A 16423-nucleotide genomic window follows, 5' to 3' on the forward strand; every position below is an offset into this window, starting at 1 on the left:
GGCCCTCGCCCGGCTACGACAGCGCGCGCCGCAGCTCCTCCCCGAGCGCGGCGACGCCGAGCTCGACCTCCGCGAAGGTCGTCGAGAGCGGGGAGAGCCCGATGCGGATGCCGTCGGGCGCGCGGAAGTCGCCGATCACGCCCCGCTCCCACAGCCTCGCGTTGACCTCCCGGAACGACGGATGCGTCACCGTGAGGTGGCTGCCGCGGTGCGGCCCGGCGGGCGGGCTCGCGAGCCGCGCCCCGAGCGGCAGCACGTGCTCGGCGAGCGCCGCCTCGGCGAAGTCGGTGAGGGCGACGGACTTCGCCCGCACCGCGTCGATGCCGACGGCTTCGACGAGCTCGACCATCGCCTCGAGCGCGACGGTCGCGAGCACCGGCGGCGTGCCGCTCAGGAACCGGCCGAGGCCCGCGGCCGGCTCGTAGCGCGGCCCCATCGCGAAGACGTCGGCGGCTCCCATCCAGCCCTGGATCGGCTGCGCGAGCCGCTCGTGCAGGTCCGCTCGCACGTAGCCGAACGCCGGCGCGCCCGGCCCGCCGTTCAGGTACTTGTAGGAGCAGCCGACCGCGAGGTCGACGCCGTGCTCGTCGAGGCCGACGGGGATGACGCCGGCCGAGTGGCACAGGTCCCACAGCACGAGCGCTCCCGCATCGTGCGCGGCGCGCGTGATGCCCGCGACGTCGGCGACGAAGCCCGAGCGGTAGGCGACGTGGCTCAGCAGCACGAGCGCTGTGCGCTCCCCGACCGCCGCCTCGACCTGCTCGAGCGTCACGCCCGCTGCGGGGTCGGCCTCGATCCAGCGGATCGAGCAGCCGCGCTCGGCCGCGATGCCCTCGACGATGAACCGGTCGCTCGGGAAGTTGTCGTCGTCGATGACGACCTCGGTGCGGCCGCGCTCGGCTTGCGCGTCGACCGCGGCGCGCGCGAGCTTGTAGAGCAGCACGGTCGTCGAGTCGCCGACGAACGCCTGCCCGGGCGCGGCGCCCACGAGCGCGCCGATGCGGTCCCCGAGGTCGAACGGGCGACGCATCCACTGCTCGTCCCACGAGCGGATGAGCCGCTCGCCCCAATCCCGCTCGATGAAGTCGAGGTAGCGCTCGGGCAGCGACGCGAGCGGCCGGCCGAGCGAGTTGCCGTCGAGGTAGGCGACGACATCGCCGCCGCGGACGAAGCGCTCGACGTGCTCGGCGAGCGGGTCGGCGGCGTCGAGCTCGGCGGCGCGGCGGGCGAGATCGGTCATGCGGAGCCTTTCAGGTCGAACCACGTGTAGGGCAGCGATCGAGCGCGGTGCAGGTCGGCCAGCAGCGACTCGTCGTCGACGACGTCGGCCGCGACGACGCCGATCATCGGGCCGGGCGGGAGCAGCCGCTCGGAGAGCAGCGCATCGACGAGCGCGGTGCCGTCGATGCCCGCTCGGCGGAGCGCGGCGACCTCCGTCGGATCGAGGTCGAAGCGGTCGAGCCCGTTGCCGAGATCGGTGCCGTAGGCGACGGTTCCTCCCACAGCGGCGAAGCGGGCGAGGTTGTCGGTCGCGCGAGCGAGCGCGCCCTCGACGCCGTCGCGCTCGTGCATCGCGAGCGTCGAGATCCACGTCTGCCGGGTCGCGGCCTCGCGGATGACCGCGTCGTCGAGCCGCTCGCTCCACGGCGCGTGCGCGAGCACGGCGACGCCCGCCGCGATCGCGCGCTCGACCTGTCCCGCGCCGCGCGCGTGGGCGACGACCGGCAGCCCCGCCTCGCGCGCCTCGGTGAGGATCGCGCGGAGCACATCGTCGTCGAGCACGGGTCCGTCGTCGCTGCTGAGGGTGACCTTGATCGCGGCCGCACCGGCCCTCGCTTGCGCGCGCACCGAGCGCACCGCCTCCGCCGCGCTCGCGAGCTCGACGACGGCCCCGGGCGGCGCCCACGCGCGATCCGAGGGGTAGCCGCCGACAGCCGCGTGGAACGGCCCGGCGAAGCGCGCCTCGACGCCGCGATGCGCGGTCTCGACCGCGTCGACGAGCGCGGGCAGCTCGCTCGGCGCCCAGCCGAGGTCGAGCACGCGGCCGAGCGCGGTGGGCTCGCCCCGCGTCGCCGCGCACAGCCCGAGGTGCACGTGCGCGTCGGTGAGCGGCGGCAGCAGCGCGCCCTCGACGCGCACGACTCGCCGCGGCGCCTCGCCGTCGGGCACGAGCCGCATGCCGGTCGCGCTCAGCTCGACCACCGCATCCGTCACCCACCGACCGCCGAGGCGGGCGTGCGCGACTCGGGCGACGACGGGTGCCGTCACGTGCCGATCCGCGTGCGGATGGCGTAGAGCTCGGGGAAGAACGTCAGGTCGAGCGCGCGGGCGAGGAAGTCGACGCCGCTCGAGCCGCCCGTGCCGGTCTTGCGCCCGATCGTGCGGGTCACGGTGCGGAGGTGCCGGAAGCGCCAGAGCTGGAAGTTGTCCTCGAGGTCGACGAGCTCCTCGCACGTCTCGTAGGCGCGCCAGTCGGGCGCTCCCGGCTCGGCCGCGCCCTCGTAGATGCGCTGGAGGACGGGCACGAGCGACTCGGTGTAGACGTGCGCCTTCGTGACGTCGCGCTCGAGCACCTCGGCGGGCACGTCGTGGCCGTGGCGCGCGAGCAGCCGCAGGAACTCGTCGTAGAGGCTCGGCCGCTCGAGCTCGGCCGCGAGCGCCGCGTGCTCGTCGGGGCTCGACTCGAAGACCTGCAGCATGCGCTCGTGCTTGTTGCCGAGCGCGAACTCGACCATGCGGTACTGCGCGCTCTGGAAGCCTGATGCGCCCTCGAGCGCGCCGCGGAACTGCGCGTACTCGGTGGGCGTGAGGGTCGCGAGCACCGACCACTGCTGCGTCAGCACCTCCTGGATGTGCTTGACGCGCGCGATGCGCTTGAGCGCCGCGCCGAGGTCGTCGGCCGCGAGCAGCCGCCGCGCGTCGTCGAGCTCGTGGATGACGAGCTTGAGCCACAGCTCGGTCGTCTGGTGCTGGACGATGAAGAGCATCTCGTCGTGGTGCTCGGGGCGGCTGCGCGGATGCTGCGACGCGAGCAGCGTGTCGAGGCCCAGGTAGGAGCCGTAGGTCATCTGCTCGCGCAGGTCGGTGACGACCCCGTCCTCGATCGCTCGAGTGTTGTGCTCGACGGACACTGCAGGCCTCCTTCGGCTCGGCCTCCACGGTAGTGGCAGGGGGCGCGGTCAGCGGGTCGCGACGAGCACCGTCGCGCCGAGCTCATCGTCGGTGCGCACGCTCGAGCCGCGGAAGCCCGCCTCGGCGACGATCGCGGCGGCGGTCTCGACCTGGTGCGGCGCGAGCTCGACGAGCGCGATGCCGCCCGGCGCGAGGTGCCGCACCATCGCCGGCGCGTGCTCCGCGAGCGGGTCGAGGCCGTCGCCGCCGCCGACGAGGGCGAGCAGCGGCTCGAACTCCGCCGCCTCGTGCGGAAGGTGCACGAGGTGGGCGGTCGGCACGTAGGGCAGGTTCGCGGCGATGACGTCGAAGGCGGATGCGTCGAGGCCGTCGAGCGCGTCGAGCGAGCGCGCCTGCACCACGAGCGCGCCCGGGAGGTTCTCGCGCGCGCACGCCACCGCATGCGCGTCGGCATCGATCGCGACGACGTCGACGCCCGGCACGCGGTGCCTCGCGAGCGCCGCGATCGCGCCCGAGCCGCAGCCGAGGTCGAGCAGCCGCGGCGCACCCCCGCCTCGCGCGGCGACCTCGCGCAGCCGCTCGGCCGCGAGCGTCGCGAGCAGCTCGGTGCGCCGGCGCGGCACGAACACGCCCTGGTGCACGACGATGCGCAGCTCGGCGAAGCGCGCACTGCCGACGATGTGCTCGATCGGCTCGCCGAGCGTGCGCCGCTCGACCATCATCTCGATCGCCCACGGGTCGTCGATCCTCGCGGCGCGCTGCAGCTCGGCGAGCTCGCGCGCGGGGAAGACGCTCCCCGAGTCGCGCAGCGCCGCCAGCAGCTCCTCCGGCTCCCGCAGCTCCATCGCTCGCGACGATAGCCTGCGCTCGTGCTGATCGCCGAAGACGCCGTCGACCACCTCGTCGCGCTCGTGCGCGAGCCGACCGAGCTGCCAGGGCAGCTGCCCGCGTTCCGGGCCGCGCTCGAGGAGCGGTTCCCGCGGCTCTTCGCCGCGCTCGAGGTCGAGCTCGTCGGCGACACGATCCTCGCGCGCTGGCCGGGCCGCGGCGACGGCGGCGCGGCGCTGCTCATGGCCCACCAGGACGTCGTGCCCGCCCCCGAGTCGGGCTGGACGCATCCGCCCTACTCCGGGCACCGCGACGGCACGCACGTGTGGGGTCGCGGCACTCTCGACGACAAGGGCTCGCTCGTCGCGATCTGCGTGGGCGTCGAGGCGCTGCTCGAGGCCGGCTTCACGCCGGAGCGCGACGTGTGGCTCGTCTTCGGGCACGACGAGGAGACGATGGGCTCGGGCGCAGCCTCCGCGATCGCCGAGCTCGACGCGCGCGGCGTGCGGCCCGCGTGGGCGCTCGACGAGGGCGGCGCGATCATCGAGCCGCCCATCGCGGGGCTCTCTCGCGACGTCGCGGTCGTCGGGGTGGCCGAGAAGGGCTTCGCGAACATCCGGTTGCGCGTGGCCCAGGTCGGCGGGCACGCGTCGACGCCGCCGCGGCTGCCGGCGACGTCGCGGCTCGCGCGGGCGATCCGGCGGCTCGACCGCTCCCCCTTCCCCCGCTCGCTGCCGGAGCCGGCGCTGCGCATGCTCGAGCTGCTCGGGGCGGATGCGCCGGGCGCGCAGGGTGCGGTGCTGCGGCGGGTGCGGCGGGCGCGGCCGCTCGTCGAGCGCATCCTCGCGCGCGGCGACGAGACGCGCGCGATGCTCGCGACGACCGCGGTCGTGACGCAGCTGCAGGGCGCGGCGGTGCCGAACGCGCTCGCGGAGGAGGCGACCGCGGTCGTGAACGCGCGCATCGCGCTCGGCTCCTCGGTCGACGAGACGCTCGAGCACGTGCGGCGCGCGATCGCCGACCCGCGCGTCGAGCTCGAGGTGCTGCACGGGCACGGCCCGAGCCCCGAGAGCCCGTCTGCCGGGCCCGGCTGGGACGCGATCGAGGCGACCATCGCGCGGGCGCGGCCCGATGTGCAGACCGTGCCGTACGTCATGCTCGGCGGCACCGACGGGCGCCACGCGCACCGCATCACCGATCGCGTCTACCGCTTCGCACCGTTCGAGATGACGCGCGAGGAGCGGCTGACGCTCCACGCGCGCGATGAGCGCATCCGCGTCGACACGTGGCTCGCGGGCTGCCGCTGGTACGCCGACCTCATCGAGTCGAGCTGCTGATGACGCGCTTCGCGATCGACGCGCCGACGGCCCTGCGGATCGTGCGCGAGCGCGTCGACGTCGGCGAGCACCAGCTCGTGAGCACCGGGGCGCTGCGCTCGCACGCGATGCAGCTGCTCTACGACGAGGTGCGCGCGGGCGCGCTCGACGAGGCGGAGGGGCGCGCGCAGCTCGAGGCTGTCGCGGCGCTCAAGGTGCGACTGCTCGCCGATCGCGTCTCGCGCTCGGTCGCGTGGCGCATCGCCGCGCGGCTCGACTGGGCAGAGATCGGTGCTGCGGAGCTGCTCGCGGTCGCGTCGCTGCGGGCCGACGTGCTCGTGACCGACGACGAGCGGCTCGCGGCGGCGGCCGAGGGCGTCGCCCCGCGGATGCGGTGGGTCGACCTCGCGAGCGCGCTCCGCTGACCCGCTGCAGCAGCGCTGCGGCGACGACCATGACCATCGGCTCGCCCGCGGCGATCGTCCACGCCGTGGCGATGACGATCACGAGGAGCTGCACTCGCTGGCTCACCTGCCACGCACCCCATGGCGGGCTCCGCCACCACGAGCCGTTCGCTCGGGCAGAGAGCGGCAGCACGACGAGCGCGTACACCGCGAGCGGCGCCCAGCACGCAGCTGGCTCGCGGTCAGGAACGCCGCGGCGAATCCGACGGGCAGCAGGATCGACATCGCGTAGCGGCACAGCACCATGAGCGTCGTGACCGGTCGCTCGTCGCAGCCCGCGTCGCTGCGCCCCGAGACGGGATCGGTGGTACCGAATCGTCGCTCGCGCCCGCGTCCGAGCGACACATCCGTACCACCCAGCCGCGACGGTGGTACCGAATCGTCGCCGCTGCCCCTCGGCGAGCGGCACTTCCGTACCACCCAGCCGAGACGGCGCTCAGGCGTGGAGGTGCGGCTCGTGGTCGGCGTGGCCGGGCGGCTCGAGCTGGAACGTCGCGTGCTCGAGCGAGAGCGGGAAGTGCTCGGCGGCGCACTCCTGCAGCAGGTCGAGCACGCGCGGCGCGTGGCCGTCGGCGAAGCACGACTCCTCCACCACGACGTGCGCCGTGAGCTGGTGCAGGCCCGTGCCGAGCGTCGAGGCGTGCAGGTCGTGCACCGAGATGACGTGCTCGACCTCCATGAGGTGCGCGCGCACGTCGTCGAGGTCGAGCTCCTGCGGCGTCGACTCGAGCAGGATCCGCCCGCTGTCGCGCAGCAGCGCGATCGAGCGCGGCACGATGAGCACGGCGACGAGCGCGCTCGCGATGAGGTCGGCCTGCTGGAAGCCCCACAGCCAGATCGCGACCGCCGCCGCGATCACCGCGACCGAGCCGATCGCGTCGTTCACGACCTCGAGGAACGCCGCCCGCAGGTTGAGGCTCGAGCCGCGGCCGCCCGCGAGCACCGCGAGCGCGACGAGGTTGCCCGCGAGGCCGACGGCACCGAAGACGAGCAGCAGCGGCCCCGGCACCTCGGTCGGCTCGGCGATGCGGCGCACGCCCTCGACCACCACGACGAGCGCGACGATGAGCAGCGCTGCCGCTTGCGCGGCCGCGGCGAGCACCTCGACGCGCACGAGCCCCCACGTGCGGCGCCCGCTCGGGGCGGCGCGCACGAGCCGCTGCGCCGCGAGCGCGATGCCGAGCCCCGCGACGTCGGTGAGCATGTGCACGGTGTCGACGAGCAGCGCGAGCGAGCCCGTGACGATCGAGCCCACGACCTGCGCCGCGAACAGCGCAGCCGTGATGCCGAACGCGACCGCGAGCCGGCGCGAGCCGGCCGCGGCCGCGTGGCCGTGCCCGTGCGACGACATGCCCGCCGCTACATGCGCGACTTGGTGTGCCAGACGGTCTTCGTCTCCGTCAGGGCGAGGATGCGCTGCGGCGTCTCGGGCGCGATGCCCGGCTCGGGGCGGATGACGCGCTTGAGCGTGTCGGCCGCCGCGACCTCGAGCGCGACCCAGTCGAGGTCGCCCGCGCCCGTCAGGTCGAGCGCGTTGACGTCGGCGTGGCTCGCGAGCCACGGCGCGAGCTCGGCCGGGTCGCCCGTGAGCACGTTGACGACGCCGCTGGGGAGGTCGCTCGTCGCGAGCACCTCGGCGAGCGAGATCGCCACGAGCGGCGACGACGCGGCGGGGACGACGACGACCGCGTTGCCCATCACGAGCGCGGGCGCGACGACCGACGTGAGGCCGAGCAGGCCCTGCGACTGCGGCGCGACGATCGCGACGACACCGGTCGGCTCGGGCACCGAGATGTTGAAGTAGGGGCCGGCGACGGGGTTCGCGGAGCCCGCGACCTGGGCGATCTTGTCGGTCCAGCCGGCGTGCCACACCCACAGGTCGATCGCCTCCTCGACCTGCGCGCGAGCGCGCGCGGCCGAGAGGCCCTCGGTGCGCTGCAGCTCGTCGACGAACTGCGCCTTCCGGCCCTCGAGCACCTCGGCGACGCGGTAGAGCACCTGGCCGCGGTTGTACGCGGTCGCGCCCGCCCAGCCCGGCTGGGCCTTGCGGGCCGCGCGCACCGCCTCGCGCGCATCCTTCCGCGACGCCTTCGCGACGTTCGCGACGAAGCGGCCCTCGACGTCGCGCACCTCCGTGACGCGCCCCGACTCGCTGCGCGGGAACGCGCCGCCGATGAAGAGCTTGTACGTCTTCGGCACGTCCAGGCGCGTCGTCGTCTTCGTGGTGGTGGTCATCGCTCGCCTGCCTTCAGGTACGCCTGCATGCCCTGGACGCCGCCCTCGCGGCCGTAGCCCGACTCCTTGTAGCCGCCGAACGGGCTCGCGGGGTCGAACTTGTTGAACGCGTTCGTCCACACGACACCCGCGCGGAGCTTGTCGGCGATCGCGAGCACGCGCGAGCCCTTGTCGCTCCAGATGCCGGCCGAGAGGCCGTAGGGGGTGTTGTTGGCCTTCGCGATCGCCTCGTCGGGCGTGCGGAAGGTGAGCACCGAGAGCACGGGCCCGAAGATCTCCTCGCGCGCGATCGTCGACGACGCCTCGACGCCGGTGATGACGGTCGGCGCGAACCAGTAGCCCTCTTGCGGCAGCTCGCACGCGGGGCTCCAGGCCTCGCCGCCCTCCGCGATGCCGCGCTCGACGAGCCGCGTGATGCGCTCGAGCTGCTCGCTCGAGTTGATCGCGCCGACGTCGGTGTTCTTGTCGAGCGGGTCGCCGACCCGGAGCGTCGCCATGCGCTCCTTGAGGCGATCCATCACGGCGTCGTGCACGTTCTCCTGCACGAGCAGTCGGCTGCCGGCGCAGCACACCTGCCCCTGGTTGAAGAAGATGCCGTCGACGATGCCCTCGATCGCCTGGTCGAGCGGTGCGTCGTCGAAGACGATGTTCGCCCCCTTGCCGCCGAGCTCGAGCGTGAGCTTCTTGCTCGTGCCCGCGAGCGCCTTCGCGATCTCGCGGCCGACGGCGGTCGAGCCGGTGAAGGCGACCTTGTCGACGTCGGGGTGGCGCACGAGCGCCGCGCCCGTCGCGCCGTCGCCCGTGACGAGGTTGACGACGCCGGCAGGCAGCCCGGCCTGCTCGCAGACCTCGGCGAAGAGCATCGCCGTGAGCGGCGTCGTCTCGGCGGGCTTGAGCACGACGGTGTTGCCCGCGGCGAGGGCCGGCGCGACCTTCCACGCGAGCATGAGCAGCGGGAAGTTCCACGGGATGACCTGCGCGGCGACGCCGTGCGGCCGCGGCGCGGCGCCGAGCCCGAGGTGGTCGAGCTTGTCGGCCCAGCCGGCGCAGTGGAAGAACCACTGGGCCACGAGCGGGATGTCGGCGTCGCGCGTCTCGCGGATCGGCTTGCCGTTGTCGAGCGACTCGGCGACCGCGAGCTCGCGGGCGCGCTCCTGCAGGATGCGCGCGATGCGGAACAGGAACTTGCCGCGGTCGCGGCCCGACATCGGGCCCCACGTGTCACGGAACGCGGCACGCGCGGCACGCACCGCCGCATCCACGTCGCCCTCGTCGGCGTACGCGAAGGTCGCGATCTGCTGCTCGGTGCTCGGGGAGACGGAGGCGAACGGCTCGCCGCCGCCCGTCACCCACTCGCCGCCGATCCAGAGGCGGTAGTCCTCCCGCAGCGAGAGGATGGACGTCGACTCGGGAGCCGGCGCGTAGTCGAGGAATGCCATGGTGCCTTCAGTCGATCGTGACGTAGTCGGGGCCGGAGTAGCGGCCGGTGGTGAGCTTCTGGCGCTGCAGCAGCACGTCGTTGAGCAGGCTCGAGGCGCCGAAGCGGTAGAGCTTCGGGTCGAGCCACGCCTCGCCGCACGTCTCGGCGACCGCGACGAGGTGCTTGATGGCGTCCTTCGCGGTGGAGATGCCGCCGGCGGGCTTGACGCCGATGCGCTCGCCCGTGAGCCGCTCCCAGTCGCGCACGACCTGCAGCATGAGCAGCGTGACCGGCAGCGTCGCCGCGGGCTGCACCTTGCCGGTCGAGGTCTTGATGAAGTCGCCGCCGGCGAGGATCGAGAGCCACGAGGCGCGGCGCACGTTGTCGTAGGTGACGAGCTCGCCGGTCTCGAGGATGACCTTGAGGTGCGCGTACGAGCCGTCGCCACGGCGGCACGCCTCCTTCGTCAGCACGATCTCGTCGAAGACCTTGCCGTAGCTGCCCTCGAGGAATGCGCCGCGGTCGATGACCATGTCGATCTCGTCGGCGCCCGCGGCGACGGCATCGCGGGTGTCCTGCAGCTTGACCTCGATGCTCGCGCGGCCGGCGGGGAACGCGGTCGCGACGGCGGCGACGTTGATGCCGTCGTCCTTGCCGGCGCTCCACGCCGAGCCGAGCGCCTCGACGGCGTGGCCGACCATGTCGCCGTAGACGCACACCGCTGCGGGCCGGGGCGTCGAGGGGTCGTTCGCGTCGGGCACGAGCGCCTTCGCGACGAGCGAGCGCACCTTGCCGCGCGTGTCGGCGCCCTGCAGGGTCGTGAGGTCGATCATGCGGATCGCGAGGTCGAGCGCGGCCGCCTTCGACGAGGTCTTGATCGAGCGGGTGCCGAAGCGCGCCGCGCGGGCTTCGAGCCCGACCGCGTCGACGGCCGGCAGGCCCTCGAGGTGCTGGCGCAGCGCGACCTCGGAGAGGTCGCTGCCGAGCAGCTGGACGGCGCGCTCTGCGGGCGCGAGCGCTGCGCTGGTCGATGTCACGCTGTTCCTTCTTGCCCTGCCTGGCCACTCCCGCGGATCGGGGTGGGCGGATGGGTGCACGGCAGTCTACCGAGCGGCGCGCAGTCGCGTCCCGCGGTGGGCGCCGCCGCTCAGGCCGTCGCCGCGGCGACGAGCTCGCGCGTGCGGTCGACGTCGCGGCCCATCTGCGCGACGAGCTCGTCGAGGCTCTCGAAGCGGTGCATCGGGCGCACGAAGTCGATGAGCTCGAGCTCGATCGGGCGGTCGTAGAGGTCGAGGTCGACGTCGAGCAGGAAGGCCTCGACCGTCTTCGCCGCCACGCCGTCGAACGTGGGGTTGTCGCCGATCGAGACCGCCGCCGGGAAGGCCCCCGCGTCGACCCGCGCCATCGCGGCGTAGACGCCGTCGGCGGGCACGAAGCCCTCGACCGGCGAGCCGAGGTTGGCGGTCGGGTAGCCGAGCGCGCGGCCGCGCTGGAAGCCGCGCACGACGTCGCCGCGCAGCAGGTGCCGGCGGCCGAGCATCGCGTTCGCCTCCTGGATGCGGCCGAGGCCGAGCGCCTCGCGGATCCAGGTCGACGAGACGCGGCGGCCGTCGGCGAAGCAGATGTCGTCGATCGACTCGACGCGCGCGCCGCGCGGCTCGGCGTGCCTGCGCAGCATCGCCGCGTCGCCCGCCCCCCGGTGCCCGAAGCGGAAGTCGTCGCCGACGAGCAGCACGCGGGCGCCGAGCCCGTCGAAGAGCACGCGCTCCGAGAACTCCTCCGCGGGCTGCGCGGCCGTCTCGGCGGTGAAGGGCACGACGATGACGCGGTCGGCGCCCGCATCGTGCAGCAGCTCGACCTTGTGGCGCAGCGAGACGAGCGGCAGCGGCGCGCGGTCCGGTCGCACGACCTCGAGCGGGTTGCGGTCGAAGGTGACGACGGTCGACACGAGCCCCTCGGCCTCGGCGATCGCGCGCAGCTGCTCGAGGATGCGCCGGTGGCCGATGTGCACGCCGTCGAACTTGCCGATCGTGATGGCGCTCGGCAGCGCCTCGAGCTGCTCGACCCAGCCGAGCCCGCGCGCGGCGAGGTCGCTCACGCCGCCACCCGCTCGCTGCTCGCGCGCAGCCACCACAGGCCGAGGAACGGCAGCACGGCGGGGATGAAGAGGTAGCCCATGCCGAAGTAGCTCCACACCGAGTCGTGCGCGAAGAGCTCCGGGGCGACGAGCGAGAGCGCGCCGACCACGAGCACGCCGACGAGCTCGAAGCAGACGGCAGCGAGCGCGACGCGACGCCACGCATCCCTCGGGCTCGCGAGCGCGACGGTCGCGACGATGTAGACGACGGCGGCGACGGCGCTCAGCGAGTACGCGAGCGGCGCCTCGTCGAAGCGCTGCACGATCTGCACGAAGGAGCGGCCGGTCGCGGCCATCGCGAGCACCGCGTACACCGCGATGAGGACTCGACCGATGCCGGCGTGCTTGCGCTCATTCACTCGGTCGAGTCTAGCGATCCCGCGCCGCCGACCCTGCCGCGGGGGGCCCTCACCCGACCTGCACGAACCAGATCTGGTGCATGCGGTAGACCATCACGGCGCACGCGAGGATGCCGATGCCGACGATGAGCGTCGACCACCGGCCCTGCTTGTCGACGAGCGCCCACAGCACCGCGCCGGGCGGGATGACGAGCGCGGTGAGCAGGTAGGTCCAGTACTCGAGCAGGTCGCCCGTCGGGCCGTTGCCCGTGAACGGCGCGATGAACGACACGACCGCCTGCACGACGAGCGTCAGCAGCGAGAGCGCGGCGGCGCCGAGCACGAAGTCGTTGAACGGGCGCTTCGTGAGCCCGATGATCGCGACGATCGCGCCGATGACGCCGAGCGCGATCGCCTGCGCGAGCATGAGGGCGCTGATCACGACGCACCGCCGGTCGGGAAGTTCGTGACGGGCAGCAGCCGCCGTCCCTCGACGCGGGCGATGCCGACCAGCCGGTCGCCGTGCACGGCCGCGACGAGGCCCCGCTCCCCCTCGAGCGCGACCGTGCGGCGGCCGTGCGCGAGGTTCGCGGCCCGCTCGTCGTCGAGCTCGGCGACGGGCAGGATGCGTGAGGCGGCCAGGGCGGGCGGCTCGAGCAGCGCTCGAGCGCCGTCGGGCAGCGCGTCGGCGATCGGCGCGTCTTCGACGACGAACGGCCCGATGCGGGTGCGGCGGAGCGCCGTCAGGTGCCCGCCGACGCCGAGCGCGGCGCCGAGGTCGCGGGCGAGCGCGCGGATGTAGGTGCCGCTCGAGCAGTCGACGACCACGTCGACCTCGGCGCGGGCGCCGGGCCGGAAGCCGAGCACCTCGAAGCGCGAGACCGTCACGGGCCGGGCCGAGAGCTCGACCTCCTCCCCGGCGCGGACGCGGGCGTAGGCACGCTCGCCGTCGACCTTGATCGCGCTCACCGACGACGGCACCTGCTCGATCTCGCCCGAGAGCGCCGCCATCGGGGCCGTGAGGTCGTCGCTCGAGAGGTGGGACGCATCCGCCGTCGTCGTCACCTCGCCCTCGGCGTCGTCGGTCGTCGTCGCCGCGCCGAGCGCGATCGTGGCGGTGTAGGTCTTGTCGAGCCCGACGATGTGCGTCAGCAAGCGGGTCGAGGGGCCGACCCCGAGGATGAGCAGGCCCGTCGCCATCGGGTCGAGCGTGCCCGCGTGGCCGACCTTGCGGGTGCCGAGGGCGCGGCGCGCGCGGCTCACCGCGGTGTGGCTCGTGATCCCCTGGGGCTTGTCGACGAGCAGGATGCCGTCGGGGGCGTCGGGATCGGAGGGCACCGGATGAGTGTAGACGCCCGTCCCGGTCGGCTCCTGGGTGCTGACGGTCGGCACGGCCGGCGCCGCGCGCGGCGATAGCCTCTCGGCATGGCGATCGACGAGGCCCCGCCCGCGCGGCAGCGCGTCGCGGTGATCGGTGCGGGCGCGATCGGCGGCACGATGGCGGCACTGCTCGAGGCTGCGGGCCACGACGTCACCGTCACCGCGCGCGGCGCGAACCTCGAGGCGATGCGCGAGCACGGGCTGCGGCTGCGCGGCGGCTTCGGCACGCGCACGGCCGCCGTGACGGCGCTCGAGCGGCTCGAGGAGGCCCCCGACGTCGCGATCCTCGCCGTGAAGGCGACCGGCACCGCCGACGCGCTCGAGGCCAATCGCGCGCACCTCGCCGACGTGCCGCTGCTCGTCGCGCAGAACGGGCTCTACGGCGAGCGCGCGGCCGCGCGGCTGCTGGGGCACGAGCGCGTGGCGGGTGCGCTCTCGCTCATCGCGGCGAACTCGCTCGAGCCGGGCACGGTCACCGTGACCGCCGCGAACGCGACGATCGTCGGCGGCCCGGAGGGCGAGCGCTTCGCGGCGCTGCTCGGCGAGGTCATGACGGTCGAGCCGACGGCCGACCTCGAGGGCTCGCAGTGGACGAAGCTGCTCATCAACATGGTGAACGCGATCCCGGCGATCGTCGGCCACTCGGTGCAGGACGTCATCGCCGACCCGGGGCTGCGGCGCGTGATGGTCGCGTCGATGCGGGAGTGCGCGCGCGTCGGGCTCGCGAGCGGGGTGCGCTTCCAGCCGATGCAGGGGCTCTCGCCCGTGCTCGTGCGGCTGCTCGCGTGGGCGCCGCACCGCGTCGCCCAGCAGGTGCCGCTGCGCATCCGAGCGCGGCTCGGAGAGGTGCCCAATCTCGGCTCGACGCAGCAGTCGATCCGGCGCGGCCAGCCGACCGAGGTCGACATGATCAACGGCGCGGTCGTCGAGGCGGCGACGCGTGCCGGTCGGGAGGCCCCGGTCAACGCGGCGCTCGTCGAGCTCGTGCACGAGGTCGAGCGCTCGGGTCGCTTCCTGCCCGCGTCGGTCGTGCGGCAGCTCGCCTAGTCAGCAGGAGTCGGCGAACACCTGCACCGGGCGGCGCCAGTCGCTGTTCTCGACGATGAAGGCTGCCCGCCTCCGCGGGTTCACCGCCCGCTCGTACAGGTCGTGCGCCTCCCGGTAGCGGCGGTGCGACTCGTGGCGGAGGTCGGGATGCGCGCCGTCGCGAGCGCGCATCCGCTCGCCTCGCGTGCGGTCGTCGGCGTCGAGGTAGACGACCGCGTGCCACTTGCCCGCGAGCGCGGGCCGCTGCAGGAAGACGCCGTCGACGATGAGCACGATGTCGGGACCAGCGGTCTCCCACTCCATCTCGACGCTGCGGTCGGCGTGGAGGTCGAAGGCGCGCGTCACGAAGCCCGTCGAGCCGCCCATCCGGAACGGGTGCAGCAGCACGCGGTCGAGCAGCTCGACGTCGAAGGCGTCCTCGAAGTAGCCCTTCGGCGAGTCGCGCCCCTGCCGGTAGCGGAACGCCTGCGGCCGATGGAAGTCGTCGGCGCTCGCTCGGAACGCCTCGACGCCCGCTCGCGCGAACGCGACCTGGAGCGCATCCGCGAAGTGCGTCTTCCCGACCCCGTCGCGGCCCTCGACGGCGATGAGCCGGCGGCCGCGCGGATTGCGCCGCAGCAGCTGGTCGACGAGGTCGGTGTAGAGCGCCTTCTGCTCGGGCGTCCAGGCGGCGGCCTTCATGAGCAGCGAGCGGTCGATCATGGCGTCAGCCTAGGCGCTCACGCGACGGGCGTCGGCGGAGCGACCGGCCGCGAGCCGTAGGCAAGGCGCCGCAGCAGCGCTTCGGCGGGGCCGCGCTTGCCGCGCACGTCGAGCACGAGGGCGATGGCGACGCTCACGAGCCACACGGCGACCGCGACGCCCGCGGCGGCGAGCGGCGCCAGCGTCGCACCGAGCCCGAAGCCCCATGCCGCGAGCGTCGGCACGAGCAGCACCGACTGCAGCACGTAGCTCGAGAGCGAGCGCTTGCCGACCGCCGTGAGGGCTCGCACGACGACGCCGCGCCGCTCGCCGATCGCCGCGGCGAGGAGGGCGAAGAGCGCGGCGTAGCCGATGCCGCCCGCGACGCCCGCGAGGCTCGAGACGCCCATCGTGGCCCACGAGAGCGCCGGGTCGAGCAGGAGCCCGGCGAACTGCGCCGCGGCGAGCGCCCCGCCCGCCCAGCCGACCGCGATGCCGACGACCGCGAGCGACAAGAGCGCGCGGCGGTGCTCGCGCGGGCGGTCGAGCAGGCCGCGGCGAGCCGCGAGCATGCCGAGCACGACCGCGAGCGGCACGGTGAGCGAGAGCAGCTGCCCCGGGGTCGCGAGCAGCCAGAAGCCGATGCTCTGCAGCGCGAACCACGCGTAGCTCGGCTCTCCGGCTGGCGTCGGGAGCGCACCGCTGCCGAAGGCGGCGACGTCGCCGGCGATGCCGGAGCCGAGCAGCAGCCCGCTCGCGAGGGTGAAGGCCGCGAAGACGGCGAGCACACCGGCGAGCACCCACGCGACGATCCGGAGCACCCGGTCGGAGCGGCGCAGCAGCAGCGCGACGACGATGAGGCCCGTGAGCCCGTAGGCGCCGACGATGTCGCCGAACCACAGCAGCAGCGCGTGCACGGCGCCGATCGCGATCATCCACGCGTGCCGTCGCTGCAGGATGCGCCGCGCCTGGCGCCACGGCGTGCCAGCCGCCGACTGGCGGCTGTAGAGCTGCCAGATGCCGTAGCCGAACAGGAACGCGAACAGCGGGTAGGAGCGCCCGTCGATCGCGACGAGCGAGAAGAGCTGGTAGCCGAGGTCGGCGCCCTCGTGGCCGGGCTGGTGCGCGTTCGTGAGCGTGTGCTCGCGGCCGTAGAGCAGCCACGGCACGTTCGCGAGCGCGATGAGCAGGAGCATGAGCCCGCGCGCGAGGTCGGGCGCGAGGCTGCGGCCTCGCGGGGCGGTCGCGGCGGCCGCGAGATCGACCGCGGGCTCCTGCCACGGCGGCGGCGCAGGCCACCCGGCCGTCAGCCGAGGCCCGCCGGCCGGTGATGGCTGCAGCGGATGCGGCTGGGGCGGATGCGGCTGCGACGGCTGGGCGGGCGGCGGCGGCGGCTCAGCGTGCGTCATGCCTCGACGGTATCGAGGCGGCAGCCGACCGGTGAC

17 protein-coding genes are annotated in these 16423 nt (G+C 74.1%); 3 read left to right on the forward strand and 14 right to left on the reverse strand.

Annotation, left to right across the window (positions count from 1 at the left end; translation table 11 throughout):
- Positions 1-13: 13 nt before the first annotated feature.
- The 4 genes from ACP7BI_RS05055 to ACP7BI_RS05070 are packed head-to-tail and all read right to left on the reverse strand — an operon-like array spanning position 14 to position 3977.
- On the reverse strand, positions 14-1240 hold the full coding sequence (locus ACP7BI_RS05055) for a kynureninase (RefSeq protein WP_425844149.1): 1227 nt from the start codon (positions 1238-1240) through the stop codon (positions 14-16).
- A complete protein-coding gene (locus ACP7BI_RS05060) occupies positions 1237-2268 on the reverse strand; it encodes a hydrolase (protein ID WP_425844151.1) in 1032 nt (343 codons plus the stop codon). Before ACP7BI_RS05060 ends, ACP7BI_RS05055 begins: the two co-directional genes overlap by 4 nt.
- Positions 2265-3131: a tryptophan 2,3-dioxygenase gene (locus ACP7BI_RS05065; protein ID WP_425844153.1), complete on the reverse strand. Its 867-nt coding sequence runs from the start codon at positions 3129-3131 to the stop codon at positions 2265-2267. The genes ACP7BI_RS05060 and ACP7BI_RS05065 overlap by 4 nt, the downstream gene beginning before the upstream one ends.
- Before the next feature lie 48 nt (positions 3132-3179).
- A complete protein-coding gene (locus ACP7BI_RS05070; protein WP_425844155.1) occupies positions 3180-3977 on the reverse strand; it encodes a N5-glutamine methyltransferase family protein in 798 nt (265 codons plus the stop codon).
- A 24-nt stretch (positions 3978-4001) separates the two neighbouring features.
- On the opposite strand from ACP7BI_RS05070, the gene ACP7BI_RS05075 reads away from it, so the two are divergent.
- Both ACP7BI_RS05075 and ACP7BI_RS05080 read left to right on the forward strand, forming a co-directional pair.
- Entirely contained in the window at positions 4002-5297 is a 1296-nt protein-coding gene (locus tag ACP7BI_RS05075) for a M20/M25/M40 family metallo-hydrolase (protein ID WP_425844157.1), read from the forward strand.
- Positions 5297-5701 carry a hypothetical protein gene (locus tag ACP7BI_RS05080; protein WP_425844158.1) on the forward strand — a complete coding sequence of 135 codons (405 nt, stop codon included), beginning with the start codon at positions 5297-5299 and terminating at the stop codon, positions 5699-5701. Before ACP7BI_RS05075 ends, ACP7BI_RS05080 begins: the two co-directional genes overlap by 1 nt.
- Positions 5702-6176: 475 nt before the next feature.
- Here ACP7BI_RS05080 and ACP7BI_RS05085 read toward each other — a convergent pair whose 3' ends face one another.
- The 8 genes from ACP7BI_RS05085 to truB form a co-directional block, all read right to left on the reverse strand.
- Complete coding sequence (locus ACP7BI_RS05085; protein ID WP_425844160.1) at positions 6177-7091, reverse strand: cation diffusion facilitator family transporter; 915 nt, start codon at positions 7089-7091, stop codon at positions 6177-6179.
- 8 nt (positions 7092-7099) lie between these two features.
- Complete coding sequence (locus ACP7BI_RS05090) at positions 7100-7975, reverse strand: aldehyde dehydrogenase family protein (RefSeq protein ID WP_425844162.1); 876 nt, start codon at positions 7973-7975, stop codon at positions 7100-7102.
- The gene (locus tag ACP7BI_RS05095) at positions 7972-9414 is read right to left on the reverse strand and encodes an aldehyde dehydrogenase family protein (RefSeq protein WP_425844163.1); all 1443 of its coding nucleotides are present in this window, start codon (positions 9412-9414) and stop codon (positions 7972-7974) included. Before ACP7BI_RS05095 ends, ACP7BI_RS05090 begins: the two co-directional genes overlap by 4 nt.
- Positions 9415-9421: 7 nt before the next feature.
- Positions 9422-10432 carry a deoxyribose-phosphate aldolase gene (deoC, locus tag ACP7BI_RS05100; protein ID WP_425844164.1) on the reverse strand — a complete coding sequence of 337 codons (1011 nt, stop codon included), beginning with the start codon at positions 10430-10432 and terminating at the stop codon, positions 9422-9424.
- A gap of 110 nt (positions 10433-10542) precedes the next feature.
- Positions 10543-11493 (reverse strand): bifunctional riboflavin kinase/FAD synthetase, encoded by a 951-nt coding sequence (locus ACP7BI_RS05105; protein WP_425844165.1) that lies wholly within the window; start codon positions 11491-11493, stop codon positions 10543-10545.
- Positions 11490-11828 (reverse strand): hypothetical protein, encoded by a 339-nt coding sequence (locus ACP7BI_RS05110; RefSeq protein WP_425844568.1) that lies wholly within the window; start codon positions 11826-11828, stop codon positions 11490-11492. Before ACP7BI_RS05110 ends, ACP7BI_RS05105 begins: the two co-directional genes overlap by 4 nt.
- Positions 11829-11940: 112 nt before the next feature.
- On the reverse strand, positions 11941-12312 hold the full coding sequence (locus tag ACP7BI_RS05115) for a hypothetical protein (RefSeq protein ID WP_425844166.1): 372 nt from the start codon (positions 12310-12312) through the stop codon (positions 11941-11943).
- Positions 12309-13208, reverse strand: a complete 900-nt coding sequence (gene truB / locus ACP7BI_RS05120; RefSeq protein ID WP_425844167.1) for a tRNA pseudouridine(55) synthase TruB — start codon at positions 13206-13208, stop codon at positions 12309-12311. Before truB ends, ACP7BI_RS05115 begins: the two co-directional genes overlap by 4 nt.
- Before the next feature lie 87 nt (positions 13209-13295).
- Here truB and ACP7BI_RS05125 point away from each other — a divergent pair, with 87 nt between their 5' ends.
- Complete coding sequence (locus ACP7BI_RS05125; protein ID WP_425844169.1) at positions 13296-14297, forward strand: ketopantoate reductase family protein; 1002 nt, start codon at positions 13296-13298, stop codon at positions 14295-14297.
- Here the strand turns inward: ACP7BI_RS05125 and ACP7BI_RS05130 are convergent, their stop codons facing one another.
- Together ACP7BI_RS05130 and ACP7BI_RS05135 are read right to left on the reverse strand one after the other, a co-directional pair.
- Positions 14298-14999 (reverse strand): uridine kinase, encoded by a 702-nt coding sequence (locus ACP7BI_RS05130; protein WP_425844170.1) that lies wholly within the window; start codon positions 14997-14999, stop codon positions 14298-14300.
- 17 nt (positions 15000-15016) lie between these two features.
- Complete coding sequence (locus tag ACP7BI_RS05135; RefSeq protein WP_425844172.1) at positions 15017-16387, reverse strand: DUF418 domain-containing protein; 1371 nt, start codon at positions 16385-16387, stop codon at positions 15017-15019.
- Between the last annotated feature and the right edge of the window lie 36 nt (positions 16388-16423).

Source organism: Agrococcus sp. TSP3-2-1 (assembly GCF_049897585.1).
Classification (GTDB): Bacteria; Actinomycetota; Actinomycetes; order Actinomycetales; family Microbacteriaceae; genus Agrococcus.

Bases quoted from the DNA above. Each gene is read 5' to 3' on its own strand.
- ACP7BI_RS05090 (WP_425844162.1), bottom strand. From the start codon at position 7,975: ATGACCACCACCACGAAGACGACGACGCGCCTGGACGTGCCGAAGACG.
- ACP7BI_RS05125 (WP_425844169.1), top strand. From the start codon at position 13,296: ATGGCGATCGACGAGGCCCCGCCCGCGCGGCAGCGCGTCGCGGTGATC.
- ACP7BI_RS05110 (WP_425844568.1), bottom strand. From the start codon at position 11,828: ATGGCCGCGACCGGCCGCTCCTTCGTGCAGATCGTGCAGCGCTTCGAC.
- ACP7BI_RS05080 (WP_425844158.1), top strand. From the start codon at position 5,297: ATGACGCGCTTCGCGATCGACGCGCCGACGGCCCTGCGGATCGTGCGC.
- ACP7BI_RS05095 (WP_425844163.1), bottom strand. From the start codon at position 9,414: ATGGCATTCCTCGACTACGCGCCGGCTCCCGAGTCGACGTCCATCCTC.
- ACP7BI_RS05135 (WP_425844172.1), bottom strand. From the start codon at position 16,387: ATGACGCACGCTGAGCCGCCGCCGCCGCCCGCCCAGCCGTCGCAGCCG.
- ACP7BI_RS05055 (WP_425844149.1), bottom strand. From the start codon at position 1,240: ATGACCGATCTCGCCCGCCGCGCCGCCGAGCTCGACGCCGCCGACCCG.
- ACP7BI_RS05070 (WP_425844155.1), bottom strand. From the start codon at position 3,977: ATGGAGCTGCGGGAGCCGGAGGAGCTGCTGGCGGCGCTGCGCGACTCG.
- ACP7BI_RS05085 (WP_425844160.1), bottom strand. From the start codon at position 7,091: ATGTCGTCGCACGGGCACGGCCACGCGGCCGCGGCCGGCTCGCGCCGG.
- ACP7BI_RS05130 (WP_425844170.1), bottom strand. From the start codon at position 14,999: ATGATCGACCGCTCGCTGCTCATGAAGGCCGCCGCCTGGACGCCCGAG.